Below are 24,689 nucleotides of genomic sequence, written 5' to 3'. Positions count from 1 at the left end.
TTATGGCACAGCAACGCGTGATGATCACCGCCGCGGCGGACGGCATCGGCAAATCGATCGCCCGCGCCTTCGCTTCTGAGGGAGCGAAGGTCCACATCTGCGACGTGAACGAGGCGGCGCTCGCCCGCTTCCGCGAGGAGTTCCCGGACATCGCGGCGAGCAAGGTGAACGTCCGAAGCGAGGGCGAGATCAACGCATGGTTCGACGACGCGCTCAACGACCTCGGCGGCCTCGACGTGCTGGTGAACAATGCCGGGATCAAGGGCCCGACGGCGACCGTCGCAAACGTCGAACTCGCTGAATGGCGCGAATGTCTCGACATCTGCCTCGACTCCTTCTTCCTGTGCGCAAAGCGCGCCGCGCCGGTGATGAAGGCGCAGAAATCCGGCATCATCATCAACATGTCGTCGAACGCCGGGCAGCACGGTTTCGGCAACCGCACGCCCTACGCGGCGGCGAAATGGGGTGTCATCGGCCTCACCAAGTCGCTCGCAGTCGAGCTCGGCCCCTACAACGTGCGCTGCAACGCCATCTGCCCGGGCTCGGTCAGGGGCGACCGCATCAACCGCGTGATCCAGGGCGAGGCGGATGTGCGCGGCGTTCCTTTCGACGTGGTGGCGAAGGAAATCGTCGGCAACCAGTCGCTCGAGCGGCTGACGGAGCCGGACGAGGTGGCGGCGCTGGCCGTGTTCCTCGCCTCTCCCCAGGCCTTCATGATCAACGGACAGGACATCGCCATCGACGGCCATGTCGAAGTCTTCCACATCAAGTGAGTTCCACGCATGGATTTCAATCTCACCGAAGAACAGCAGATGATCGTGAAGACGACGCGCGATTTCGTCGTCAACGAACTCTATCCGCATGAGGCCGAGATCGAGGAGACGGGCGTGCTCCGCCACGAACTCCGCGACAAGATCAAGAGCAAGGCGATCGAGGCCGGGCTTTATGCCGCCAACATGCCGGCCGAAGTGGGCGGCGCCGGGCTCGATACGCTGACCTGGGTGCTTTACGAGAAGGAACTTGGCCGCGCCAATTACGCGCTGCACTGGACCTGCGTGGCGCGGCCCTCCAACATCCTCATGGCCTGCCAGGGCGAGCAGCGCGAGAAGTATCTATTTCCGGCGGTGCGCGGCGAGAAGTCGGACTGCCTCGCCATGACCGAGCCCGGCGTGGGATCGGACGTGCGCGGCATGAAGACCTTCGCCAAGCAGGATGGCGAGCATTTCGTCATCAACGGCACGAAGCACTTCATCAGCCATGCCGACGAGGCGAGCTTCGTGATCCTCTTCGCGGCCACCGGCGAGGAAGACACGCCGCGAGGCAAAAAGAAGCTCATCACCGCCTTCCTGATCGACATGGGAACGCCTGGTTTCACCGTGCGCCCCGGCTACAGGAACGTCTCGCACCGGGGCTACAACAACTGCATCCTCGAATTCAGCGACTGCCGGGTGCACAGGAGCCAGATCCTGGGCGAGGTGCACAAGGGCTTCGAGGTGGCAAACGACTGGCTGGGCGCGACCCGCCTCCAGGTGGCGGCCACCTGCATCGGCCGTGCCGAGCGCGCGCTGGAGCACGCCAAGCAATGGGCGGTGGACCGCCACCAGTTCGGCCAGCAGATCGGCAAGTTCCAGGGCGTCTCCTTCAAGCTCGCCGACATGGCGATGGAGCTGAAGGCGGCGGAGCTGCTCACGCTGGAAGCCGCCTGGAAGTTCGACAACAAGACCGTGACCGACATGGACATGGCCATGGCCAAGCTCAAGGCCACCGAGATGCTGGCCTTCGTGGCCGACGAGGCGATCCAGATTCATGGCGGCATGGGGCTGATGTCCGACCTGCCGCTCGAGCGCATCTGGCGCGATGCCCGCGTCGAGCGGATCTGGGAGGGCACGAGCGAGATCCAGCGGCACATCATCTCCCGCTCGCTGCTCAGGCCGCTGGGCGGGTGACCAGAGGAATGAGACAGGAATGAAAGACCTTTCCCGCCTCCTCAACCCGAAATCCATCGCCTTCGTCGGCGGCAACGAGTGCGCCGTCGCGATCAGGCGGACCCGCGAGCTTGGCTTCACGGGCACGATCTATGCCGTTCACCCCAAGCGCGAGGAGCTGTCTGGCGTTCCCACGCTGAAGTCGGCGGAGGAGATTCCGGAGCCCGTCGATGCCGCCTTCATCGCGGTGAAGAACGAGCCGACGATCGCCGTGGTCCGCACGCTCGCCCGGAAGGGTTGCGGCGGTGCGGTGATCTATGCGGCGGGTTTCGCCGAAACCGGCAACACCGACCTCCAGCGGCAACTGCTCGAAGCAGCGAGCGGCATGCCGCTCATGGGCCCCAACTGCTATGGCTTCGTGAACACCCTCTCGCGGGCGGCACTCTGGCCGGACGAGACGGGGCTCGAGCCCGTACCGCGCGGCGTGGCGCTGATCACCCAGTCCGGCAACATCGCCTGCAACTTCACCATGATGATGCGTGGGCTGCCCGTGGCCGCCGTTTACTCGATCGGCAACCAGGTGGATGTCGGAATGCATGACATGGTGGAAACTCTCTCCGCCGACCCACGCATCTCAGCGATCGGGCTCCATGTCGAGGGCCTGCCGGACGTGCCCGGCTTCGCCCGCGCCGCCGCAGTGGCGCGCAAGCGCAGGGTTCCCATCGTGGTGCTGAAGACGGGGCGCTCCGAACAGGGCGCCAAGGTGGCGATGAGCCACACCTCCTCGCTCGCCGGAGCGGACACGCTCTATGATGCGCTGTTCGAGCGCTACGGCATCGCCCGCATGAAGTCCGTCTCGGCCTTCGCGGAGACGCTGAAATTCCTGCACAATGGGGGGCCCATCGCGGACTCGCGCCTCGTCTCCCTCTCCTGCTCCGGCGGTGAGGCCGCGCTCGTGGCGGACATGGCGCTGGAGAAGAAGGTCTCCTTCCCGCCCTTCGACGCCGAGACGAAGCCCCGCGTGGCGGCGACTCTCAACGAATACGTGGCCATCGACAACCCGCTTGACTACCACACCTTCATCTGGGGCCAGCCCGAGAAGCTCACCGCCACGTTCACCGAGGTCCTCAAAGGAGGTTTCGACGTCGGCATGGTGATCCTCGACACGCCCACACACCCCAAGATGAAGCCCGATAGCTGGGCCACCACGGCGCGCGCCATGGCGACGGCGGCAAAGGCCACGGGCGCGCGCGCGGCGGTCGTCGCCTCGCTCTCGGAAGGCATGCCGCTCTCGCTCGCCGCCGAACTCTCCGAAGCCGGTGTCGCGCCCATGATGGGCCTCGACGATGCGCTCACCGCCTTCGAGGCCGCCGCCGCGATTGGCCGCAACTGGGCGCGCAGCGAGGAGCCGCCCGAGATGCTGCCGCCCCTCCTCAAGGGCTCGGACGAGCGCGTCATGAGTGAACACGAGGCGAAACAGCTTCTGAAGAAACACGGACTCGCAATACCCGAAGGCATCGTCTGCAAGGCGGAGGACGCGGCGGGCGCTGCGGAAAGGCTCGGCTATCCGGTGACACTCAAGGTCTCCTCCGCGGCCATCGCCCACAAGACCGAAGCCGGCGGCGTGGCGCTCAACCTTAGGAGCGCGGACGAGGTTGACGAGGCCGCCAAGCGCATGGCGAGGCTCGCGCCCGACGTTCTCGTGGAATGCATGGTGACGGGCGCGGTGGCGGAACTCATCATCGGCCTCAAGTCGGACCCGCAATTCGGGCCGGCACTGGTCGTCGGCGCGGGCGGCATCCTGACGGAGTTGCTCAAGGATTCGGTCACGCTGATCCTCCCCACCACGCGCAGCGAGATCGAGCGCGCGCTCCGGACGCTGAAGGTGTGGACGCTGGTCGAAGGCTTCCGCGGCAAGTCGGGAGACAAGGCGGCGGTGATCCGCGCGGTCGAGGCCGTCGCCGATTTCGCCGCCGCACATCGCGGCCTCGTCGAGGAGCTCGACGTGAACCCGCTTCTCGTATGCAAGGACGGCGCGGTTGCCGTCGATGCGCTGATCAGGATGAGGACCCCATGAGTGTTCAAGAATCGACAACCGGACCGATCCACGTCGCCCGGCGCGGCCGCGTTCTCGAAGTCAGGATCGAGCGCGGCAAGGCAAACGCCATCGATGCCGCGACGAGCCGCATCATGGGCGAAGTCTTTGCCGGCTTCCGGGATGATCCGGAGCTGCGCGTCGCGATTCTCACCGGCACCGGCGAGAAGTTCTTCTGCCCCGGTTGGGACCTGAAGGCGGCGGCGCAAGGAGAAGCGCCGGACTCCGACTATGGCGTCGGCGGCTTCGGTGGCCTCCAGGAGCTTCCCGGACTCAACAAGCCGGTGATCTGCGCGGTGAACGGGTTGGCCTTCGGCGGCGGCTTCGAGATCATGATCTCCTGCGACATCATCCTCGCGGCGGAGCACGCCACCTTCGCGCTGCCCGAGATCAACTCCGGAACCGTGGCCGATGCGGCCTCGATCAAGTTGCCGCGGCGCATTCCCTATGCCGTGGCGATGGAGATGCTGTTCACCGGCCGCCGCGTGGACGCGAAGGAGGCCAAGCACTGGGGCCTCATCAACGAGATCGTTCCCGCCGACAGGCTGATGGAGCGGGCCCGCGAACTGGCGGACCAGCTTGCCGACGGTCCGCCCCTCGTCTTCGCGGCCATCAAGGAGATCACCCGCGAGACGGCGCATCTTCCCGTTCAGCAGGCCTTCGACATGGTGACGAAGCGCAGGCTCAAGACGGTGGACGTGCTCTATTCGAGCGAGGACCAGCTCGAGGGTGCGCGCGCTTTCGCAGAGAAGCGGAAGCCGCAATGGAAGGGCAAGTGAGCTTCGACTTTTCGGGCAAGCGCGTGCTGGTGACGGGCGGCACGCGCGGCATAGGGCATGCGGCGGTGACGGCCTTCCTCGGAGCGGGAGCGCGCGTCGCGGTCAACGGGCGGACGGAAGACTCGACCCGCAACGCTCTCGCTGCCCTCGGTGGCGATGCCGTTGCCGCGCCGGGAGACGTGGCGAGTGCCGCGGCGTGCCGTGCGCTGGTGGAGACGGCCGTAGCCGCTTTGGGCGGGCTGGACGTGCTGGTGAATTGCGCCGGGATCGCCAAGGGCGGGCCCGCCGAAGGCGTGACGGAAGAGCTGTGGGACGCCACACTCGACACCAACCTGAAAGGCACCTTCTTCTGCAGCCAGGCCGCCCTGCCCCATCTCCGTTCCTCCAGGGGCAATGTCGTGAACCTCGCTTCCGACGCCGGGCTCATCGGCGAGGTGGGGCTTGCCGTCTACTGTGCCTCGAAGGGGGGCGTGGTGAACCTCACGCGCTCCCTTGCCCTCGAGCTTGCGCCGGAGGTGCGGATGAACTGCGTCTGCCCGGGCTATGTCGACACCGACATGGTGCGGCGCGACGTGATCGACGCCTCGGCCGACCCCGAGGCCACGGAGGCGGCGCTCGCGGCCTCCGCACCGCTGAACCGCATCGCATCACCGGCAGAGATCGCAACAGCGATCCTCTATCTCGCCTCGGACCACGCGCGCTTCATCACCGGCGCGGCGTTTCAGATCGACGGCGGCACGACGGCCGGACACCCGCGGATGTCCTAATCGAAAAAATGCCCCGGCGCGAACGCCGGGGCCCAGGGCGGGGAGTAGAAATCCTCGGTGTGGTCAGCCCAGCAGCCAGTGGCGCCCGGAGCGGCGGATGCGCGCCTGCTCGCCCTCGATCGCCTCGAACGCCGAAGGATCGGAGGACGGGGCGGAGAGCGACCGCAGCGTAAGGCGCATCGCGGTCTCGAAGCTGGTCCAGTTCGACGCGGAGGTGGCGGTGGCAGTCACAGGGCGGGACATGATCTTCAACTTTTGTTAATGTGTTGTCTGTGAGTTGAAGAATAATCCTCCCCGGAACGGTACACAAACGAAGTGTTCTAGATTAATCTTCAAAAGAACTTTGAGGATTGCCCATGTTGCGCCACATTCCCGGACTGCAGAGCCTGAAGGCGTTCGACGCTTCCGCCCGGCACCTGAATTTCACCCGCGCCGCCCATGAACTGAACGTGACGCCCGCGGCCGTGAGCCACCAGATCAAGGAGCTCGAGGAGGCCGTTGGCGTTCCCCTCTTCCAGCGCACCAGCCGCCACATGCAGCTCACCCGCCAGGGCCAGCTCCTGAAGCCCGCCATCGCCGATGCGCTGGAAGGCTTGACGCGCGCGCTCCAGCGCATCCGCCAGCTCGAGAACCCCACCCAGGTGCGGGTAACCGCCTCGCCGTCCATCGCCGCCAAGTGGCTGGTGCCACGCCTCGACCGCTTCCTCGACTCGGTACCGGGTGCAGACGTGCGGATCGACGTCTCTTCCGAACCACTCGACTTCGAGCGCGAGGACATCGACGTGGCGATCCGGTTCGGCGAGGGCATCTATCCCGGCCTCGTGGTGGAAAAGCTGTTCCACGACACGTTGTTTCCTGTCTGCAGCCCGGAGCTCCTGAAAGGGGCGAAGCCGCTCCGCGAGCCGCGGGACCTGCTGCAGTTCACCCTCATTCACCTGGACTGGGAGGCGCAGGGAGCGGTCTGGCCGAACTGGCGCATGTGGATGCTGGCGGCGGGCGTGAAGGACTTCAACGACACCCGCGGCCTGCACTTCAGCCAGACCTCGCTGGCGATCCAGGCGGCGATCGACGGCCACGGCGTGGCGCTCGGCGATTCGACGCTCGTCGGCGACGACCTCGCCTCAGGCCGGCTCGTGAAACCCTTCGAGCTTTCGCTCAGGAGCCCGGCGCAGTTCGCCTATCACCTGATCACGCGGCGCGATACGGCGGACCGGCCGATGACAAAGGCCTTCCGCAACTGGATCCTCGCCGAGGCGGCGGCCAGCCAGGGCTAGGCAGGGCCAGGGCGCAGTTTGTTTCCCCTCCGCCACGCCATGAGCGCCGCCAGACCCGCCGTCGCAGCGGAGGCGAAGGACACCGCGAAGAAGCCGTGCGACTGGTAGAGCGGGCCATAGACCGCGCCCGCCGTGCCCAGCGAGAGGTAGGTGGTGAAGGAGAACAGCCCCATGATGGTGCCGCGCATGCGGGCGGAGAGGGTGTTCATGTAGGAGACGAGTGCCGTCATGCAGAGATGATTGGCGAGGCCCCAGGCGAAGGGCCATGCGGCCACCGTAACGATGGTTTCCGCCGCGAAGGGCAGCACGAGGTAGTTGACGCCGACGAGCAGCAGGCCGAGGGGCAGCACTCTTGTGGGTCCCTTCCGGTCGATCCACTTGTCGAAGACGACGCCCGCGCCGAAGCCAAGGCCATAGGAGAGCGAGATCGTGCCGCCGAGCCAGGCCCCTGCCCCGTGCGTCTGCCGCACATGGTCGCCGATGAAGGTGTAGGTCTGGTAGAAGGAGATCATGTAGGCGAATGTCGCAAGATAACCGACCCAGGCGCCGGGAAGCCGCAGCACGTCGGCATAGCGCACGCGGTCCAGGCCTCCATGCGAGGCGATGCGCGGCAGCAACGCGCCCCCCATCGCCATGAGGGCAGCCACCGCCCCCACCACGAGGAATGTGCCGCGCCAACCCAGGAAGGCCGACAGCACGGCGGCGAGCGGCACGCCCGCCACCATGGCGATCGACCAGCCGAACAGCACCTTGCCGAGATCCTGGGAGCGCCGCTCGGGCGGCGCCATGTCGCCCGTCAGCGCATAGGTGGCAGGGATGATCACGCCAGAGGCGAGACCGGCTCCGAGCTGGGCTGCCGCCAGCACGCGCCAGTCCCAGGCGAGCGCGCAGAGGAGAAGCGAACCGGCCAGCACGACGAAGGCGATGCGGATCGCGCCACGCTTCGGCCATCGGCCCAGCTGCGGCGCCGCCAGCAGGGCCGCGCTGGCGACGCCCACGCCGTAGGCCGAGGCCGCGAAGCCGATCTCCTTCGGCCCCGTGCCGAGGCCCGCAGCGATGTCGGTCAGCAATGGCGAAAGCATGAGCGCCTGGATGCCCACCGCGGCGATCGATAGCGTGAGCAGGAGGAGCGGCGCGCGCCCGGTGCCGCTCATTCGGGCGCGAGCGCCGGGTGGTCCTCGAAGACGCCGGTCGGCACCTGCTCGTAATCGATGATGGCGCCGGTCATCATGGCGGCGGAGGGCGAGACGAGATATTCGAAGAGGCCCGCCACGTCCTCCGGCACGATCATGCGGCCGGCCGGCATGCGGCGGCCGATCTCCTCGGCCCAGTTTTCCGGCCTCCCGTGGAAGCCCGTCTGCAGCGCCTGCTCGCCCTCGGAATGGACCCAACCCAGGTTGACGGCGAATACGCGGATGCCCTCGCGTTTCACGGAGTTCGCCACCGAGCGCGTCATGGTGTTGAGGGCCGCCTTGGAGCCCGAATATGTGGTGAGATTCGGCGGTCCCCCATGAGCCAGCATCGAGGACACGTTGATGATGGTGCCGGATTTGCGCTGCCGCATCGCCTTCGCCGCTGCCTGCATCATGAAGAGCGGCGCCCGGGTGTTGACGCCGAAGAGCCGCTCGAAGGACTCCGGCGTCGTATCGTCAAGGCCGCAGCGCTCGGTGTTGCCGGCGGCGTTCACCAGCACGTCGAGCCGCCCGAAGGCCGCGAGGCAGGCCTCGACAGCCCGGGCGGGAAGCGTGACGTCCATGAGGTCTCCCTCCAGCGTCTCGGCGCGGCCCGAGCCCGCGAGGCGCGCGGCGGCATTCCTCAGCCCGGCGCCGTTCCGGTCCAGCAGCAGGACGCCTGCGAAGCCCATGGTCAGAAACCGTTTCGCGGCGGCAAAACCCAGGCCCTGTGCCCCGCCCGTGACCAGTGCGATCCGTCCGTCGGTCATGTCTTTTCCCCAGTTTTCTCCTGATGACTATAGGTGATCCATCCGCACGCCTCCAAGCGGGCGAGACATGCCGGGGCGTGGCGGCACCCCTGCTCCGGCGCGGGCTTGCCTCGCCCCTGGGGATCGCGCAATCTCGCGGGCCATCATGAACGCCTCGATCTTTGCCCCGGACTTCAAGCCCCGCCCCTACTGGTGGGAGGCCTATCAACCCACCCCGCTTCCCGAAACCGCGCTGCCGAAATCGGCACGGGTGGTCATCATCGGCGCCGGTTATGCCGGGCTCAACGCGGCGCTGGAACTGAACCGCGAGGGGCTGGACTGCATCGTGCTCGACGCCAACGAGCCGGGCTTCGGCGGCTCATCCCGCAACGGCGGGATGGTGTCGGGCGGGGTCAATGTCGGCAAGCGCTACATGGCCAAGGCGCTCTCGGACGAAGAAGCCGCCCCCTACCTCACCGACGCGGCGGATGCCTTCGGCCACGTGGAGGAGTTGATCGCCCGGGAGAAGATCGACTGCGGCTGGACGCGGGCCGGCTATTTCCTCGGCGCCTGGTGCAAGAGCCATTACGAAGGCATGGCCCACAAGGTGGAGGTGCTGAACCGCACGGCGCGCTCCGAGGCCTATCTGGTGCCACCGGAACGCCAGCGGGAGGAAATCGGCTCGGACTATTACCGCGGGGGCATGGTGGTGGGCCGCGCCGGCCACCTCCACCCGGCCCTGTTCTTCAAGGGGCTTCTGGACCTCTGCCGGCAGCGCGGCATCCCCATCGCCTCGCAGACGCCCGCCACGAAGCTCACCGAAACGGGAACCGGCTGGCGCATCGACACCCCGCGGGGGTCGATCGAGGCAGGCGACGTGGTGATCGCCACCAACGGCTATACCGGGGACGTGACGCCGGACCTGAAGCGCCGCGTGGTGCCGGTCGGCTCCTACATCATCGCCACGGAAGAGCTGCCGCGGGAACTCGCTGCCTCGATCAGCCCGAAGAACCGCTCCTTCGCCGATACCAGGCGCGTGCTCACCTATTACCGCATGTCGCCTGACGGGAAGCGGCTGATCTTCGGCGGCCGCGCCAAGTTCGGCCACACCGACCCCGTCGAGACGGCCTCGATCCTCCACCGCTTCATGACCGACCGCTTCCCGCAGCTCAAGGGCGCCAGGGTCACCCATGCCTGGACCGGCAACGTCGCCTTCACCCTCGACGAGATGCCGCACATGGGCAAGTTCAAGAACATGCATTACGCTCTGGGCTGCAACGGCTCCGGCATCGCCATGATGAGCTATCTCGGCCACCAGACGGCGCGCAAGATCGCCGGCAAGGCGAACCGTGTGTGCGCCTTCGACAGGCCGGAATTCCCGGACCATCCGCTCTATACCGGCAACACCTGGTTCCTGCCGTGGATCGGGCGCTATTTCCGCACCCGCGACTGGCTGGACCGGCGCCTCGGATGATCTTCGCCTCCGCCCGGCTCGTGGCCAGGCGATTCGAACGCCGGGACCTGGCCGCCTTCGTGGCGATGCGGAGCGACCCCGCCGTTGCCCGGTATCAATCCTGGGATGGCTACACGGTGGAGGAAGGCGTGCGTTTCCTCGATGGCCTGAGCGGCCAGGAACCGGGCGAGCCCGGCTGGTTCCAGTTCGCCCTGGAGGAGAAGGCAACGGGCGCCTTCGTCGGCGATTGCGGCCTGAACGTCAGCGCGCATGACCGGCGGCTGGCCGAGATCGGTTACTCGATCGCCCGGCCTTTCTGGAACCGCGGATTCGCGACGGAGGCGGTGCGGGCGCTCACCGGCCATGCCTTCAGGGCCTACGGGCTGCATCGTATCTCGGCCTCCGTTGACCCGCGCAACGTGGCGTCCTGCCGGGTGCTGGAAAAGGCGGGGTTCGTGAAGGAGGCGCATTTCCGGGAGTGCCTTTGGTTCAAGGGCGCTTGGGCGGATGACGCCATCTACGCTCTCCTGCACCCCGGCCGCGGCGAATGGCCGGTTGCGTGAAGTTGTCCGGAGCCTATATCTTTAGGCATGCGCATCAGCACCTTCACCGACTACGCCCTGCGCGTGCTCATACAGGCAGCGCTCCGCCATCCCAACAAGGTGACCATCGACGAGGTCGCCGCAGCCTACGGCATTTCACGCAACCATCTCATCAAGGTGATCAACGAGCTGGGCCGGGCCGGGTTCATCGTCACCCATCGAGGGCGTGCGGGCGGATTCACCCTTGCCCGCCCCGCCAACCGCATCAGCGTCTCGGATGTCGTGAAATTCGGGGAGCAGGACCAGCCCCTCGCCGAATGCTTCGACCCTGTGCGGAACCGCTGCGTGATCACCCCCGCCTGCCGGCTGAAGGGCATGCTGGCCGAGGCGCTGGACGCCTTCTACACGGTGCTTGAAGGCTATACGGTGGCGGATATTTGCGCCCGGCCGGAGCCGCTGCTCCGCCACTTGGGCCTCACCGCCGGATAAATCGTCCCGATCATTGATCCTCGTCAATTTGCTCCGGCCATAAAGTTGTATGTTCTATACAACAATTTTGGCAACAGGAGACGAACATGACCAACATCCTCAACAGGGCCGCCGAAAGCCGGAGAGGATTTCTGAAGGCGACGGGGCTGGCTTCCATGGCGACACTCGCGGGCGCGAGCCTGGCCCGGGCGGCGAGCGAGGAAGACGCCCCGGAGATGAAGGTGAACGCCGCGACCGCGGCGGAAATCGCCAAGCTGCCCCGGGTGAAGCAGACCCTCGTCGAACCGCCCTTCATGCCGGAGCATGAGCAGGCGGCGAGCGGCGGCCCGCGCATCATCGAGGTGACGCTGCCCATCATCGAAAAGAAGATGCAGATCGACGACGAGGGCACGGAGATCTGGGCACTGACCTTCGGCGGCAGCGTGCCCGGGCCGATGATCGTGGCGCATGAGGGAGACTACGTCGAGGTGACCCTCCAGAACCTCGCCACCAATATGATGGAGCACAACATCGACTTCCATTCGGCAACCGGGGCCTTGGGCGGCGGCGCCATCACCAAGGTGCTGCCAGGCGAGCAGGTGGTGATGCGCTGGAAGGCGACCAAGCCGGGTGTCTTCGTCTATCACTGCGCGCCGGGAGACGTGATGATCCCCTACCACGTGCTGCATGGCATGAGCGGCGCGGTGATGGTGCTGCCCCGCGACGGGCTGAAGGATGCCCAGGGCAAGCCGTTCAAGTATGACCGCGCCTACTTCATCGGCGAGCAGGACTATTACATCCCGCGTGACGAGACGGGTGCCTACAAGAAGTACGAGGTGGCCGGAGAGGACATGGCGGACTCGCTCGACGTGATGCGCACCCTCACCCCCACTCATGAGGTGTTCAACGGCAAGGTCGGCGCCCTCACCGGCGAAGGGGCGATGAAGGCGAAGGTCGGCGAGACGGTGCTGTTCGTCCACGCACAGGCAACCCGCGATACGCGGCCCCACCTGATCGGCGGCCACGGCGACCTGGTCTGGGAGGCGGGCTCCTTCAATGACAAGCCCGACACCAACCTCGAGACCTGGCTGATCCGCGGCGGTTCCGCCGGCGCCATGACCTATACGTTCCAGCAGCCGGGCGTCTATGCCTATGTCAACCATAACCTCATCGAGGCCGTACTGCTGGGCGCCACCGCGCATGTGGTGGTGGAGGGCGACTGGAACGACGACCTGATGGTGCAGGTCCAGAAGCCGGGCCCGATCCAGACCACCTGAGGAGGTTCACGTGCTCGCTCTTGCGGGACTGAAATGGGCGGCGGCGGGGCTTTCGGGCCTCGCCGTCGCCGCGCTCCTGGGCCTCGGTCCCGCGGGTGTCCCGGAGCGGGAATTCCCCATCGTCCGCATGGAAATGCCGGATGGCCAGAGCCTCGGCGTCATGGCGCGCGAGGTGACCCGGCGGGACTGGCGGGCCTGTGCCGAGGCAGGCGCCTGCGAGGACCTGACCGGAGAGATCGCCCCGGGAGAGCCGGACATGCCGATGACCGGCGTGAACAGGCTCGACGTCGAGGTCTACATCGCCTGGCTCAATGACGGCGACGGCCCGGATTACCGGCTGCCACGTTCGGAGGAATGGAACCACATGGCGGCGGAGTTGCCGCGAAAGCCCTATCGCAAGCTCTTCACCGATCCTCGTCTCGCTTGGGCGGCGGATTATGGGGCGATGGAGAAGGTTTCCGCCGTTCTCAGGCCGAGCGGCGGTTTCGGGTCTCTCCCGAACGGCATTTCCGATCTCGCGGGAAATGTGTGGGAATGGACGGAGAGCTGCGCAAAAGACGGGCTGCCGGAAGGCCGCTGCCCCGCATACAAGGTGGAGGGACAGCACCAGTCCGTGCTCTCGATCTTCGTGCGCGATCCTGCGAGCGGCGGCTGTGCCGCGGGAACGCCGCCCGCCAACGTCGGCTTCCGGCTGGTGACGGAGAACTAGTCCTTCAGCCGCATTTGGCCTGCATGCGCCACTTGGCGTCGGCATAGGCGGGCGCCGTCTGGAGCTTGCCGCGCTGGCCATCGGGGCAGGCGAAGTAACCGAGAGACGACGTGGCCACGGCTTCCGCATCCTTCTGCTGCTTCGGACCCATGCCGGAGACCGCCATGTCGTAGACCCCCTGCCCGCGTGGGCTGAAATCGAGCCGGTAGGTCTTGCCGTTGTAGAAGATCGGCTCGGAGCGCGCCGCCGCCTGTTCCTGCTGCGGCCCGTCACGGGTGATCCGCACATTGGAGGCCGACTTGCAGCCGGCGAGGAGTGCCGCGGCGGAGCACAGGAGAATCATGCCGGAAAGGGGGGTTCGCATGCGGCGCCTTATGCCCTTCGGCGCTCGACCGGGCAAGCGCGCCGAAGTATAGAGGCCGCCACCATGACACAGTTCGACCCTGCCGCGCTCCTCGTAACCCGCTCGCAATCCGCCGACGAAGGCCCGATCATCCGCATGGCGCAACGCGCGCGTGAGCTGCGCGCGAAGGGAATGGACGTGGTGAGCCTCACCGTGGGCGAGCCCGATTTCGACACGCCGGAGAACATCCAGGCCGCCGCCACCGCGGCCATGAAGGCAGGCTTCACGCATTATTCCCCGGTGATGGGCATTCCGGAACTGCGCTCGGCCCTTTCGAGGAAGCTCAAGGCGGAGAACGGACTCGATTTCGGAGCAAACGAGATCTGCGTGGCGAATGGCGCCAAGCAGGCGATCGCCAATGCCATTCTCTCGATCATCGGCCCCGGCGACGAGGTGGTGATGCTGGCGCCGTTCTGGGTATCCTACGAGATACTCGTGCGCTTCGCGGGCGGAACGCCCGTCGTGCTCCATGCCGGCGTGGAGGAGGACTACAAGGTTCCGGCGGCGCGCATCGCCGCGGCGGTGACGCCGAGCACCAAGCTCGTCATCCTGAACTCGCCTTCAAACCCGACGGGCGCGGTGTGGTCCCGGGAAGAACTCGAAGCGCTGGCGAGCGTGGTGAAGGGCCATCCTCACCTCATGGTGCTGTCGGATGAAATCTACGAATACATCATCTTCGGTGGCGAGATGGTCTCGATCGGGTCGCTCCCCGGCATGCGCGAGCGGACGATCACCGTGAACGGCTTCTCGAAGGGCTTCGCCATGACCGGCTGGCGGCTCGGCTATGCCGCGGCGGCCGAGCCGCTCGCCAGGGCCATGGGCCGCATCCAGAGCGCCGTTTCGGCCGGCGCCAACCAGTTCGTGCAGCGCGCCGCCATCGCCGCGCTCGAGGGGCCCCGCGACGAGGTGGAGCGCATGCGTCTCCGCTACCAGGCGCGACGCGACATGGTGCTCGAGGGGCTCCGCGCCATTCCGGGCGTGAGGATCGGCGAGATTCCCGCCACCTTCTATGCCTTCCCCGATGTCTCGGCACTGCTCGGAAGAAAAGCAGGAAATCACCTGCTCGACACCGCCGACACCCTGTGCGACTGGCTGCTGGAGGAGCACGGCGTGGCGACGGTTCCCGGCACCGCATTCGGCGCCCCGGGCTCGATCCGGCTCTCCTTCGCCTGCAGTGAGGCGGAGATCGAAAAGGCGATGACGCGCATGCGGAAGGCACTGGAGAACCTGACCTGAGACGGGATGGCCCTCCCGCTATTCTCCCTGCCTGGCGCGAAGATAGGTCGTCTTCGCCGTAGAGCCGGGCGCCGTGCGCTCTTCCGTTACGAAGAGGCCGGTATGGGCCTTCACGAGATCGGAGAGTTTCTTGTAGCCATAGACGCGCGGGTCGAAGTCCGGCTGCAGCTTGTTCAGGTATTGGCCGAAGCGTCCCAGGCTCGCCCATCCGTTCTCATCCGAGGACTGCTCCAGCGCATCCAGCACGAAGCGCGTCGGGATCTTCGCCTTCGGCACCGGAGCGGCCGCCGCCGCCCTGGCGGGCGCCGCCTTCCTCCTGGCGCCGGGGGACTCGCCATCCGCTTCCGTTGAAGTGGGGCGCAGCACCTCCGTGAAGACGAACTTGTGGCAGGCGTTCCGGAACGCATCCGGTGTCTTCCGTTCTCCGAACCCGAACACCTTCAGTCCCTCCTCCCGCAGGCGCGTGGCGAGACCGGTGAAGTCGCTGTCGCTGGTGACCAGGCAGAAGCCCTCGAACTTGCGGGTATAGAGCAGGTCCATCGCGTCGATGATGAGGGTGCTGTCGGTGGCGTTCTTGCCCGTGCTGTAGGCGAACTGCTGCACGGGCTTGATGGCGTGCTTCTGCAGCACCTTCTTCCACGCCGAACTGGTCGATGAGGTGAAGTCGCCGTAGATCCGCTTCACCGTCGCCTCGCCGACCCGCGCCACCTCCGCAAGGATGCCCTCGATGACGGAGGCCTGCGCGTTGTCGGCATCGATCAGCACCGCCAGCCGGGCGGTCGGCTCCTCGGTGTCGGCCCTCGTGGCCTGTTTCGGCGCCGCCAAAGTCCCTACTCCGCCGCCTTGGGGATCAGACCAGCATCATTGGCCGGCGCCGCCACCGGCGGGCCGATCACGTCCGAGGCGTTCTCCAGATCGTGCATGTGGCGGCGGTCGCGCGCCACGTAGGAATAGATGGCGGGCGTGATGAACAGCGTGAACAGCGTGCCGATGGTCATGCCGGCGGCGATCACGACGCCGATGTCGAAGCGGCTTTTGGCGCCCGCGCCATCGGCGATCAGCAGCGGCACGACGCCGATGACCATGGCCGCCGTCGTCATCAGGATGGGACGCAAGCGCACCGCCGCGGCCTCCTTGATCGCCGTGTTCTTGTCGTAGCCCATCGTCTCCTGCAGCTTGTTGGCGAATTCCACCATCAGGATGCCGTGCTTTGCGATGAGGCCGATCAGCGTCACGAGGCCGATCTGGGTGTAGATGTTGATCGTGCCGGAGCCAAGGTTCACCGGCGGATTGTTCTGCAGCATGCCGTTGACCTCGCCGAGGACGAACAGCACGATGAGCGCGCCGAACACCGTGGCGGGAAGGCCGATCAGGATGATGAACGGGTCGCGGAAGCTCTCGAACTGCGCGGCGAGCACGAGGTAGATCAGCAGCAGCGCCACGGCGAAGGTGACGGCGAGCGTGTTGCCTTCCTGCACGAACTGCCGGCTCTCGCCCTTGAAGTCATAGGCCATGCCTTGCGGCATGATCTCGTCGGCCTTGTTCTTCAGGAACTCGATTCCCTCGCCGATTGTGCGGCCCGGGAAGGGCACGCCCTGCAGCATGGCGGAATTGAGCTGCTGGAAGGTGGCCAGGCCGTTGGGCTGCACCGTCCTGCTCACCTGGGTGAAGGCCGAGAGCGGCACCATCTGGCCGTCAGTGGCGCGCACCCGGTAACTCAGGATCTGGTCGACACTGGACCGCTCGGTGCGCGGCACCTGCGGGATCACCTGGTAGCTGCGGCCGTCGACCGTGAAGCGGTTGACGTTGTTGCCGCCGAGCAGCGTGGCCAGGGTTGCTCCAACGTCCTGCATGGTGACGCCGAGCTGGTTGGCGCGGTCCTTGTCGACGATGAGTTCCACCTGCGGAGTCTGGAAGCGCAGGTCGGCGTTGGTGAAGATGAAGAGCCCGCTCTTCATCGCTTCTGTGTTCAGCGTGTCCAGCACCTCGGCGAGCCTGGTGTAGTCGCCAGGGTAGGTGAGCACGAACTCGATCGGAAGCTCGCCCGCGCCCACCGGGATGGCGGAGGGTGCGGTGGCGAATATGTTGACGCCGGAGACCGCCTTGAACTTCGGCTGGAGATCGCCCATCACCGAGAGGTCCGAGCGGTCGCGCTCGCCCCACGGCTTCAGGATGAGGCCCATGAAAGCCGAATGGCTGTTCGGGAAGCCGTTGATTGCGAAAAGGTTCTGCTTCTCCGGCACCGCGAGGAAGGTTTCCGTCAGCTGATCCGTATAGGTGCCGAGATAATCGAGGTTGGTATGCTCCGGCGCGTTGACGAAGGCGAAGAGGACGCCTTGGTCCTCCGCCGGGGCGAGCTGCCGGCTGATCGCCTGGTAAAGCACGCCCGAGAGCACGATCATCAGCACCGCCACCCAGGCGAAGACGGCGCGCTGGCGGATCGTTCCATCGAGCCGGCGACGGTAGAAGCGCTGGAGGCCGCCGAAGACGTGCTCCACCAGGCGGCCGAACCAGGAGAGTTTCTCGTGCGGCTTCAGCATCTTCGACGTCATCATCGGAGACAGCGTGAGAGCGATGATCCCCGAGACGATGACCGCACCCGCCAGCGTGAAGGCGAATTCGCGGAACAGCGCGCCGGTGAGGCCCGAAGTGAAGCCGATCGGCGCGTAGACCGCGGCGAGCGTGATCGTCATGGCGATGACCGGGCCGGTGATCTCGCGCGCGCCCTTGAGCGCGGCATCGAAGGGCCGCATGCCCTCCTCGATGTGGCGGTGGATGTTCTCCACCACCACGATCGCGTCGTCGACGACGAGGCCGATCGCCAGCACGAGCGCGAGCAGCGTCAGCAGGTTGATCGAGTAGCCGAAGGCCACCAGCACCAGCGCCACGCCGATGAGCGAGAGCGGGATGGTGACCACCGGAATGATGGTGGAGCGGATGTTGCCGAGGAACAGGAAGATGACCACGATGACGATCGCGCCCGCCTCGAGCAGCGTCTTGCCAACCTCCCAGATCGAGGCGTTGATGAACTCGGTGGCGTCATAGGCGATGTCGGCCTCGAGGCCCGAGGGCAGCATGCGCTGCACGTCCGGCATGGCTTCGCGCACCTGGGCGATGACGGTGAGCGGGTTGGCGTCGGGCGTCGTCTGGATGCCCATGAACACCGCCTTGAGGCCGTCGAAGGCGGAGGTGGAATTGTAGTTCTCGGGACCGAGATCGACGGTCGCCACCTGGCCGAGGCGAATCACCGTATCGCCCTTCGTCGCCACCACGAGGTTCTCGAACTGCTCGGGCGTTTCGAGCGAGGTCTGTGCGTTGATGTTCTGTTGCGTGAAGTCCGCCTTCACCTCGCCCGCCGCGGTGGTGAAGTTGTTGGCGGCCAGCGCTTGGCGGATGTCGAGCGGGGTGATGCCGAGCGAGGCCATCTTCTCCGGATCGAGCCAGACGCGCATGGCGAAGGTCGAACCGCCCAGGATCTCGGCGGAAGCGACGCCGTTGATGGCCTGGAGCTTCGGCTTCACCACGCGGTCGAGATAGTCCGAGATCTGCGGCGCCGACATCTGGTCGGACTTGAAGCTGATGTACATCAGCGCGAAGCCCGCGCCCGTGGTGCGCTTCACGACGGGGTCGTTCGCCTCTTCGGGGAGGACGCCCTTCACCTCGTTGACCTTCGAGAGCACGTCGGCCAGCGCCCGGTCGGCGTCGGCGTCGAGCCTCAGCTTCAGCGTGATGGTCGAGACGTTCTGCGAGGAGCGCGACTCGATGATGTCCACACCCTCGGTCGAGGCGACGGCCTGCTGAAGAGGCGTGGTGATGAAGCCCTTGATCTGGTCTGCGTTGGCGCCGGGATAGACGGTGGTGACTTCGATCTTGGTGTCCGACACCTCCGGGAACTGGCGGATCGGCAGTTGGAGTACGGCCTGGAGGCCCGCCAGCAGGATCAGCAGGCTGACCACTGTCGCAAGGACGGGCCGCTTCACGAAGATGTCGGTGAAATGCATCGCGCGGCCCTTACTGGATGGTGCTCGTGTCCTGGAGCTTGAGCGCGATCGAGTTGTCGATCACGACCTTGCTGCCCTGGTCGATCTTGTTGTGCCCCGCGGTGACCACCCGGTCGCCGGGCTTCAGGCCGCTCTCGATGGCGACGCGGCCGTCACGCACCTGGCCGGTCTTGACGAAGCGGCGCTCGATGGCGAGTTCGTCCTCCTTCGCCTTGGGATCGGCCTGCCTGGCAGGCACCACCACGAAGACATTGTCGCCATAGAGCGAATAGGTCACGGCCGTCTGTGGAACGGTGACGACCTGCTCCGGTTCGCCGGAATCGACCAGCACGCTCGCATACATGCCGGGCACCAGCTTCTTGTCCGGGTTGGCGATCTCCGCCCGGACCGTGATCATGCGGCTGGTGTCGGACACGCGGGCATCGGTCGTGGCGATCTTTCCCGTGAAGCTCTCGCCGGGATAGGCGTTGAAGCTGGCGGTGACCTTCTGGCCGAGCCCGATGCGGCCGAAATCGGCCTCGGTGACGGTGAAGTCGACATAGATCGGATCGATCTTCTGCAGCCACACGATCTTCTGGCCCGGCGCCAGGTAGCTTCCGAGCGCGATCTCCTTGAGGCCGACGCGGCCGTCCCATGGCGCATAGATGAATTTCTGAGCCACCTCGGCCTTGCGCCGGTCGAGCGTTGCCTGCAGGACGCGCTTCCTCGTCTTCAAGGCGTCGAGTTCCGTGATCGCCACGATGCCCTTCTTCACGAGGCCCTCGCGCCGCTGCAGTTCACTGGCGTTGTTGGCGAGTTCGGCCTCGATCGAGCGGATGTCCGCTTCCTCGGTCTCGGTGTCGAGCTTCACCAGGAGATCGCCCTTGCTGACGTCCTGGCCAGACTCGAAATTGAGCTCGGTTACGATGCCTCCCACCTGGGGCGTGATGTCGATGCCCTGGAAGGCGGTGAGCGTGCCGATGCCCGAAATCTGCGGCTGCCAGCTGTCGGTGCGGGCGGGCTCGGCGGAGACGGTCTCGGCCGGGCGCGGGGCACCCATGATCACCTCGGCCAGCATCTTCGGCTTGAAGTCGAAGGCATAGAAGGCGATGGCGCCCGCCAGGCCGCCCAATATGACGGTGACGAGCAGGAGATAGAGGATGCGGCGTATCATGTTCTTCGTTCCCAAAAATCACTCGGCCGCCGGCGCCATCGTGGGGCGCAGGAGCTCGGCCTTCTTTTCCGTCAGCACACGCACGGCGGCCGAAAGCACGGCCTCGCCGTAATCCGCCACGAAGCGCGCCCCGGCATGGGGTTGCTCCGTGCACTTGCACTCGGCGATACGCGCGAGATCGGCGTTCAGATCGGAGAGTTGCTTCTCGATCGCCGCCAGCATCACCGCGGGCGTGATGTACTGCTTCAGCAGCATTTGGAACAGAAACTCCGACTTGTACTTGTCGCGCGCCGGCACAACCGAAATCGAGCGGGCGAGCGCCTCGCGGCCCTTCTCGGTGATGGCATAGACCTTCTTGTCCGGCCTGCCGGACTGCTCCTCGGCGCGAACGGTCACCAGCCCCTCGCCGGCAAGCTGGGTCAGGGCCGGGTAGATCGAGCCGAAGCTGGCGTCGATGAAGTGGCTGAACAGCCCCTCCTCGATCTCCTTCTTGATTTCGTAGCCGGAGGCCTCGCCCGTGGAGAGCACGCCGAGGCAAAGTGTTCTGACGTTCATGTCAATGACGGTCCGATATATGCCGGTTCGATAGATGACGGGGCGATATATATCGGTTCAGTATAATACACAAGCCCAGAATGCGAGATAATACACAAGCCGGCATGCAAGACCGATTACATTTCGCGCCGCGCTTGTGTTCGAAAATCGATCTGTCTATGACAACTCAAGGGCAGCAAAACAAACGCGCCAAATCGTAATTCAAAGGGGGGCTTATGGAGTATTTTCTCCAACAGCTGATCAACGGGGTGACCCTGGGGTCGATCTACGGACTCATCGCCATCGGCTACACCATGGTCTACGGCATCATCGGCATGATCAATTTCGCCCACGGCGACGTGTTCATGGTGGGTTCGGTGGCGGCCTTTCTGGTGGTCCTCGGCATCGGTCTCACGGGGGGCAGCGGGGTTCTGCTGATCCTGCTGTCCCTGGTCCTGGTCGCACTCGTCGCCATGGTCGTTTCCTCGGCCTATAACTGGACCATCGAACGGCTCGCTTACAAGCCGCTGCGCGGTTCGTTCCGGCTGGCCCCCCTCATCTCGGCCATCGGCATGTCGATCGTGCTGCAGGAGTTCGTCCGCGTGAACCAGGAGGGCCGCCCGAAGCCGGTGCAGCCCATCGTCACCGGCGGCTACGAACTCATGACCCGGATAACGGAACAGGGCGAATTCATCGTCCGGTTGACGAACATGCAGATTCTGATCATCGTGTCGACCCTCATCCTGATGGCGGTCTTCACGATCCTGATCCAGAAGACCTCCCTCGGCCGGGCCCAGCGCGCCTGCGAACAGGACATGAAGATGGCCTCGCTGCTCGGCATCGACGTCGACCGCACGATCTCCGTCACCTTCATCATGGGTGCGGCGCTCGCCGCCTTCGCCGGGCTGATGTTCTTCCTCTATTACGGCGTCACGGACTTCTTCGTGGGCTTCCTGGCAGGCATCAAGGCGTTCACCGCGGCGGTGCTCGGCGGCATCGGATCGCTGCCCGGCGCCATGCTCGGCGGGCTCATCATCGGCCTTATTGAAACCATGTGGTCGGCGTATTTCACGGTCGAATACAAGGACGTGGCCGCCTTCACCGTGCTGGCGATCGTGCTGATCTTCCTGCCGCAAGGGCTGCTCGGGAAACCCGAAGTGGAGAAGGTCTGATCATGTCCGCGCAAGACCTCGCCCAGAACCCACGCCGCCGCTACGACGTCGCCGCAATTGCCAGGGACCTGATCGGCACTGCCATCGTCACCCTGCTGATCCTGGTTCCGATCGTCGCCTACAAGTCGGTGATCACCCAATATTCGCTGGTCCTCGAGTCGCGCTGGGAAACGGTGGTCGTCATCCTGGCCATCGTGCTCGCGGTCCGCCTGCTGATGCACCTGTTCGTGTGGAACCGCGCGTCCTCGGCACTTCCATCGGCGAAGCCGGGCGCCAGAACGCGTGAAGGGCTGGCGGACCGCATCGGCCCCTGGGTGTTCCCGGTCATGGTGGCGCTCGCCATCCTGCTGCCCGTTCTCTCGGGCGGCGACCGCCGCACCATAGACCTCGGCATATACATCCTCACCTACATCATGCTCGCGTGGGGCCTCAACATCGTGGTGGGCCTCGCCGGTCTCCTCGACCTCGGCTACGTGGCCTTCTACGCCGTCGGGGCCTATGCCTATGCCCTGCTCTCCACCGTCTATTTCCCCTACTGGTTCGGGGACGGCATCGTGCCCTGGGCCTTCTACATCACGCTGCCGCTGGCGGGCGTGCTCGCCGCACTCTGGGGCGTGATTCTGGGTTTCCCGGTGCTGCGGCTGAGAGGCGACTATCTCGCCATCGTGACGCTCGCCTTCGGCGAGATCATCCGGCTCGTGCTCATCAACTGGTTCGACTTCACCAACGGCCCTCAGGGCATCACCGTGCCGAAGGCCACCTTCTTCGGCCTGCCCTTCGCGGCCGGCGAAGGCGGCTTCGCGTCCTTCTTCGGCATCGAGCACAACCGCATCTTCTACTACATCTTCCTCTATTACGTGATCCTGGGCCTGGCGCTGCTGACCTATGTCGTCACCAACCGGCTGCGGCGCCTGCCCATCGGGCGCGCCTGGGAAGCGCTGCGCGAGGACGAGATCGCCTGCCGTTCGCTCGGCATCAACACGACCAACACCAAGCTCACGGCCTTCGCCATCGGCGCAGCCTTCGGCGGATTCGCGGGGTCGTTCTTCGCCGCCCGCCAGGGTTTCGTGTCGCCTGAATCCTTCGTGTTCATCGAGAGCGCCATCATCCTCGCGATCGTGGTGCTGGGCGGGCTCGGATCGCAGATCGGCATCGTGTTCGCGGCGATCGCCATCATGGGTTCCTTCGAACTGTTCCGTGAGCTGTCGGTGTTCCAGCAATACCTGCCCGAGGGCACCGATCCCGTGCACTTCCGCATGCTGGCGGTGGGCCTCGCCATGGTGCTGATGATGCGTTTCCGGCCGCGCGGCTTCGTGACGAGGCGCCAGCCCACCGTGTTCCTCAAGGAACGGAAGGCGGTTTCGAGCGACCTCGTGAAGGAAGGACACGGCTGATGGCAACCGACAGCAGAACACCGGTGCTCTCGGTCGAGCACCTGACGATGCGCTTTGGCGGCCTCACCGCCATCTCGGATCTCTCCTTCGACGCGTTTCCGCGCGAGATCACGGCCATCATCGGCCCGAACGGCGCAGGCAAGACCACCGTCTTCAACTGCATCACGGGCTTCTACAAGCCGACGGAGGGGCGCATCCTGCTCCGCCACGGCGAAGGGAAGGAATTCCTACTGGAGCGGATGGACGATTTCAGGATCTCCCAGATCGCCGGCGTGGCGCGCACCTTCCAGAACATCCGCCTGTTCTCGGGCATGACCGTGCTCGAGAACCTGATGGTGGCGCAGCACAACAAGCTGATGAGGGCGTCGGGCTACACGGTCGGCGGCGTGCTCGGCAGCGGACATTTCCGCCGCGCCGAAAAGGACGCGATCGAGCTTGCGAAGGCCTGGCTCGAGAAGGTGAGGCTCATCGACCGGGCCGACGATCCGGCGGGCGACCTGCCCTACGGCGACCAGCGCCGGCTCGAGATCGCGCGTGCCATGTGCACCGCTCCGCGGCTCCTCTGCCTCGACGAGCCGGCCGCAGGCCTCAACCCCCGGGAATCCGATGAACTCAACAAGCTCCTCAAGTCGATCCGCTCGGAGAACGACATTTCGATCCTGCTCATCGAGCACGACATGAGCGTGGTGATGGGCATTTCCGATCACATCGTGGTGCTGGACTACGGCCAGAAGATTTCCGACGGCGATCCCGCCCACGTGAAGTCCGATCCCGCCGTCATCCGTGCCTACCTCGGTGTCGAAGACGAGGAGGAAGATGCCATCGCCGCAACGGCGGTTGCCGAGGCCGTGGGAGACAAGTCATGAGCCAGAACCTGCTCCAGGTCCGCGGCGTCCAGACCTTCTACGGCAAAATCCAGGCGCTCAAGGGCATCGACATGGAGGTGAACCAGGGCGAGATCGTCACGCTCATCGGTTCCAACGGCGCCGGCAAGTCGACGCTGATGATGACCATCTGCGGCACGCCACGCGCGCGCACGGGCTCCATCCATTTCGACGGGAAGGACATCACCCAGCTGCCGGTGCACAAGATCGCGCAACTCGGCATCTCGCAGTCTCCCGAGGGGCGGCGCATCTTCCCGCGCATGACCGTGCTCGAGAACCTGCAGATGGGGGCCACCGTCAGCGACCCTCAGCACTTCGGCCAGGATCTGGCGCGCGCCTTCAAGATGTTTCCCATTCTCGAGAAGCGCCAGTCGCAGCGCGGCGGCACGCTTTCGGGCGGCGAGCAGCAGATGCTGGCCATCGCCCGGGCGCTGATGTCGCGGCCCCGCCTGCTTCTGCTCGACGAACCTTCGCTCGGCCTCGCGCCGCTGATCGTCAAGCAGATCTTCGAGGCGATCAAGGAACTGAACCGCACCGAGGGGCTCACCGTGTTCCTGGTGGAGCAAAACGCCTATCACGCGCTGAAGCTCGCCCACCGCGGCTATGTGATGGTGAACGGCCGCATCACCATGTCCGGAACCGGCCGGGAACTCCTGTCGAAGCCCGAGGTGCGCGCCGCCTATCTGGAAGGAGGACACTGAG

24 protein-coding genes are annotated in these 24,689 nt (G+C 65.7%); 16 read left to right on the top strand and 8 right to left on the bottom strand.

The genetic code is table 11. The annotated features are described in order from the left end of the window. The first annotated feature begins 2 nt into the window (after positions 1-2). Genes ACK4HL_RS11710 through ACK4HL_RS11690 form a run of 5 tightly spaced genes read left to right on the top strand, consistent with a single transcriptional unit; the run spans position 3 to position 5,566 of the window. The gene (locus tag ACK4HL_RS11710; RefSeq protein WP_409760460.1) at positions 3-773 is read left to right on the top strand and encodes an SDR family oxidoreductase; all 771 of its coding nucleotides are present in this window, start codon (positions 3-5) and stop codon (positions 771-773) included. A gap of 9 nt (positions 774-782) precedes the next feature. Then, positions 783-1,946 carry an acyl-CoA dehydrogenase family protein gene (locus ACK4HL_RS11705; protein ID WP_409760458.1) on the top strand — a complete coding sequence of 388 codons (1,164 nt, stop codon included), beginning with the start codon at positions 783-785 and terminating at the stop codon, positions 1,944-1,946. Positions 1,947-1,965: 19 nt separating this feature from the next. Next, entirely contained in the window at positions 1,966-4,002 is a 2,037-nt protein-coding gene (locus ACK4HL_RS11700; RefSeq protein WP_409760456.1) for an acetate--CoA ligase family protein, read from the top strand. Continuing rightward, complete coding sequence (locus ACK4HL_RS11695; RefSeq protein WP_409760454.1) at positions 3,999-4,799, top strand: carnitinyl-CoA dehydratase; 801 nt, start codon at positions 3,999-4,001, stop codon at positions 4,797-4,799. The genes ACK4HL_RS11700 and ACK4HL_RS11695 overlap by 4 nt, the downstream gene beginning before the upstream one ends. Continuing rightward, positions 4,796-5,566, top strand: a complete 771-nt coding sequence (locus ACK4HL_RS11690) for an SDR family NAD(P)-dependent oxidoreductase (RefSeq protein WP_409760452.1) — start codon at positions 4,796-4,798, stop codon at positions 5,564-5,566. The genes ACK4HL_RS11695 and ACK4HL_RS11690 overlap by 4 nt, the downstream gene beginning before the upstream one ends. Positions 5,567-5,629: 63 nt before the next feature. On the opposite strand, the gene ACK4HL_RS11685 is transcribed toward ACK4HL_RS11690, so the two are convergent. Then, complete coding sequence (locus ACK4HL_RS11685; RefSeq protein WP_409760450.1) at positions 5,630-5,809, bottom strand: hypothetical protein; 180 nt, start codon at positions 5,807-5,809, stop codon at positions 5,630-5,632. A gap of 113 nt (positions 5,810-5,922) precedes the next feature. Here ACK4HL_RS11685 and gcvA point away from each other — a divergent pair, with 113 nt between their 5' ends. Further along, a complete protein-coding gene (gcvA, locus tag ACK4HL_RS11680; protein WP_409760448.1) occupies positions 5,923-6,840 on the top strand; it encodes a transcriptional regulator GcvA in 918 nt (305 codons plus the stop codon). On the opposite strand, the gene ACK4HL_RS11675 is transcribed toward gcvA, so the two are convergent. Continuing rightward, positions 6,837-7,994: an MFS transporter gene (locus ACK4HL_RS11675; protein WP_409760446.1), complete on the bottom strand. Its 1,158-nt coding sequence runs from the start codon at positions 7,992-7,994 to the stop codon at positions 6,837-6,839. The genes gcvA and ACK4HL_RS11675 overlap by 4 nt on opposite strands. Further along, positions 7,991-8,782: an oxidoreductase gene (locus tag ACK4HL_RS11670; protein ID WP_409760444.1), complete on the bottom strand. Its 792-nt coding sequence runs from the start codon at positions 8,780-8,782 to the stop codon at positions 7,991-7,993. Before ACK4HL_RS11670 ends, ACK4HL_RS11675 begins: the two co-directional genes overlap by 4 nt. Positions 8,783-8,927: 145 nt before the next feature. Here ACK4HL_RS11670 and ACK4HL_RS11665 point away from each other — a divergent pair, with 145 nt between their 5' ends. From ACK4HL_RS11665 to ACK4HL_RS11645, 5 genes are all read left to right on the top strand, one after another. Next, positions 8,928-10,235, top strand: coding sequence for an NAD(P)/FAD-dependent oxidoreductase (locus tag ACK4HL_RS11665; RefSeq protein ID WP_409760442.1), 1,308 nt, complete (start codon positions 8,928-8,930; stop codon positions 10,233-10,235). After that, entirely contained in the window at positions 10,232-10,777 is a 546-nt protein-coding gene (locus ACK4HL_RS11660; protein WP_409760440.1) for a GNAT family N-acetyltransferase, read from the top strand. The genes ACK4HL_RS11665 and ACK4HL_RS11660 overlap by 4 nt, the downstream gene beginning before the upstream one ends. 27 nt (positions 10,778-10,804) lie before the next feature. Beyond that, the gene (locus ACK4HL_RS11655) at positions 10,805-11,245 is read left to right on the top strand and encodes an RrF2 family transcriptional regulator (protein ID WP_409760438.1); all 441 of its coding nucleotides are present in this window, start codon (positions 10,805-10,807) and stop codon (positions 11,243-11,245) included. A gap of 155 nt (positions 11,246-11,400) precedes the next feature. Further along, positions 11,401-12,501 (top strand): copper-containing nitrite reductase, encoded by a 1,101-nt coding sequence (gene nirK / locus ACK4HL_RS11650; RefSeq protein ID WP_409760562.1) that lies wholly within the window; start codon positions 11,401-11,403, stop codon positions 12,499-12,501. 10 nt (positions 12,502-12,511) lie between these two features. Further along, positions 12,512-13,210: a formylglycine-generating enzyme family protein gene (locus ACK4HL_RS11645; protein WP_409760436.1), complete on the top strand. Its 699-nt coding sequence runs from the start codon at positions 12,512-12,514 to the stop codon at positions 13,208-13,210. A 4-nt stretch (positions 13,211-13,214) separates the two neighbouring features. Here the strand turns inward: ACK4HL_RS11645 and ACK4HL_RS11640 are convergent, their stop codons facing one another. After that, a complete protein-coding gene (locus ACK4HL_RS11640) occupies positions 13,215-13,574 on the bottom strand; it encodes a hypothetical protein (protein WP_409760434.1) in 360 nt (119 codons plus the stop codon). A 63-nt stretch (positions 13,575-13,637) separates the two neighbouring features. Here ACK4HL_RS11640 and ACK4HL_RS11635 point away from each other — a divergent pair, with 63 nt between their 5' ends. After that, positions 13,638-14,849 (top strand): pyridoxal phosphate-dependent aminotransferase, encoded by a 1,212-nt coding sequence (locus ACK4HL_RS11635; protein ID WP_409760432.1) that lies wholly within the window; start codon positions 13,638-13,640, stop codon positions 14,847-14,849. A gap of 18 nt (positions 14,850-14,867) precedes the next feature. Here ACK4HL_RS11635 and ACK4HL_RS11630 read toward each other — a convergent pair whose 3' ends face one another. The 4 genes from ACK4HL_RS11630 to ACK4HL_RS11615 are packed head-to-tail and all read right to left on the bottom strand — an operon-like array spanning position 14,868 to position 20,558. Next, the gene (locus tag ACK4HL_RS11630) at positions 14,868-15,674 is read right to left on the bottom strand and encodes an NYN domain-containing protein (protein ID WP_409760430.1); all 807 of its coding nucleotides are present in this window, start codon (positions 15,672-15,674) and stop codon (positions 14,868-14,870) included. 5 nt (positions 15,675-15,679) lie between these two features. Further along, positions 15,680-18,850 (bottom strand): efflux RND transporter permease subunit, encoded by a 3,171-nt coding sequence (locus ACK4HL_RS11625; RefSeq protein WP_409760428.1) that lies wholly within the window; start codon positions 18,848-18,850, stop codon positions 15,680-15,682. 10 nt (positions 18,851-18,860) lie between these two features. Continuing rightward, a complete protein-coding gene (locus ACK4HL_RS11620; RefSeq protein WP_409760426.1) occupies positions 18,861-20,003 on the bottom strand; it encodes an efflux RND transporter periplasmic adaptor subunit in 1,143 nt (380 codons plus the stop codon). A gap of 18 nt (positions 20,004-20,021) precedes the next feature. After that, positions 20,022-20,558 (bottom strand): PadR family transcriptional regulator, encoded by a 537-nt coding sequence (locus ACK4HL_RS11615; protein ID WP_409760424.1) that lies wholly within the window; start codon positions 20,556-20,558, stop codon positions 20,022-20,024. 215 nt (positions 20,559-20,773) lie between these two features. Here ACK4HL_RS11615 and ACK4HL_RS11610 point away from each other — a divergent pair, with 215 nt between their 5' ends. Genes ACK4HL_RS11610 through ACK4HL_RS11595 form a run of 4 tightly spaced genes read left to right on the top strand, consistent with a single transcriptional unit; the run spans position 20,774 to position 24,688 of the window. Beyond that, complete coding sequence (locus ACK4HL_RS11610; RefSeq protein WP_409760422.1) at positions 20,774-21,709, top strand: ABC transporter permease subunit; 936 nt, start codon at positions 20,774-20,776, stop codon at positions 21,707-21,709. 2 nt (positions 21,710-21,711) lie between these two features. Continuing rightward, positions 21,712-23,103: a high-affinity branched-chain amino acid ABC transporter permease LivM gene (livM, locus tag ACK4HL_RS11605; protein ID WP_409760420.1), complete on the top strand. Its 1,392-nt coding sequence runs from the start codon at positions 21,712-21,714 to the stop codon at positions 23,101-23,103. Further along, a complete protein-coding gene (locus ACK4HL_RS11600) occupies positions 23,103-23,969 on the top strand; it encodes an ABC transporter ATP-binding protein (protein WP_409760418.1) in 867 nt (288 codons plus the stop codon). The genes livM and ACK4HL_RS11600 overlap by 1 nt, the downstream gene beginning before the upstream one ends. Beyond that, positions 23,966-24,688 carry an ABC transporter ATP-binding protein gene (locus tag ACK4HL_RS11595; RefSeq protein ID WP_409760416.1) on the top strand — a complete coding sequence of 241 codons (723 nt, stop codon included), beginning with the start codon at positions 23,966-23,968 and terminating at the stop codon, positions 24,686-24,688. Before ACK4HL_RS11600 ends, ACK4HL_RS11595 begins: the two co-directional genes overlap by 4 nt. Position 24,689: the final 1 nt, after the last annotated feature.

Origin of the sequence: Aestuariivirga sp. (genome assembly GCF_046294715.1) — a bacterium.
Lineage (GTDB): Bacteria > Pseudomonadota > Alphaproteobacteria > Rhizobiales > Aestuariivirgaceae > Aestuariivirga.
The sequence above is the reverse complement of the archived record's forward strand: the minus strand, read 5'-3'. Positions and strand labels throughout refer to the sequence as shown.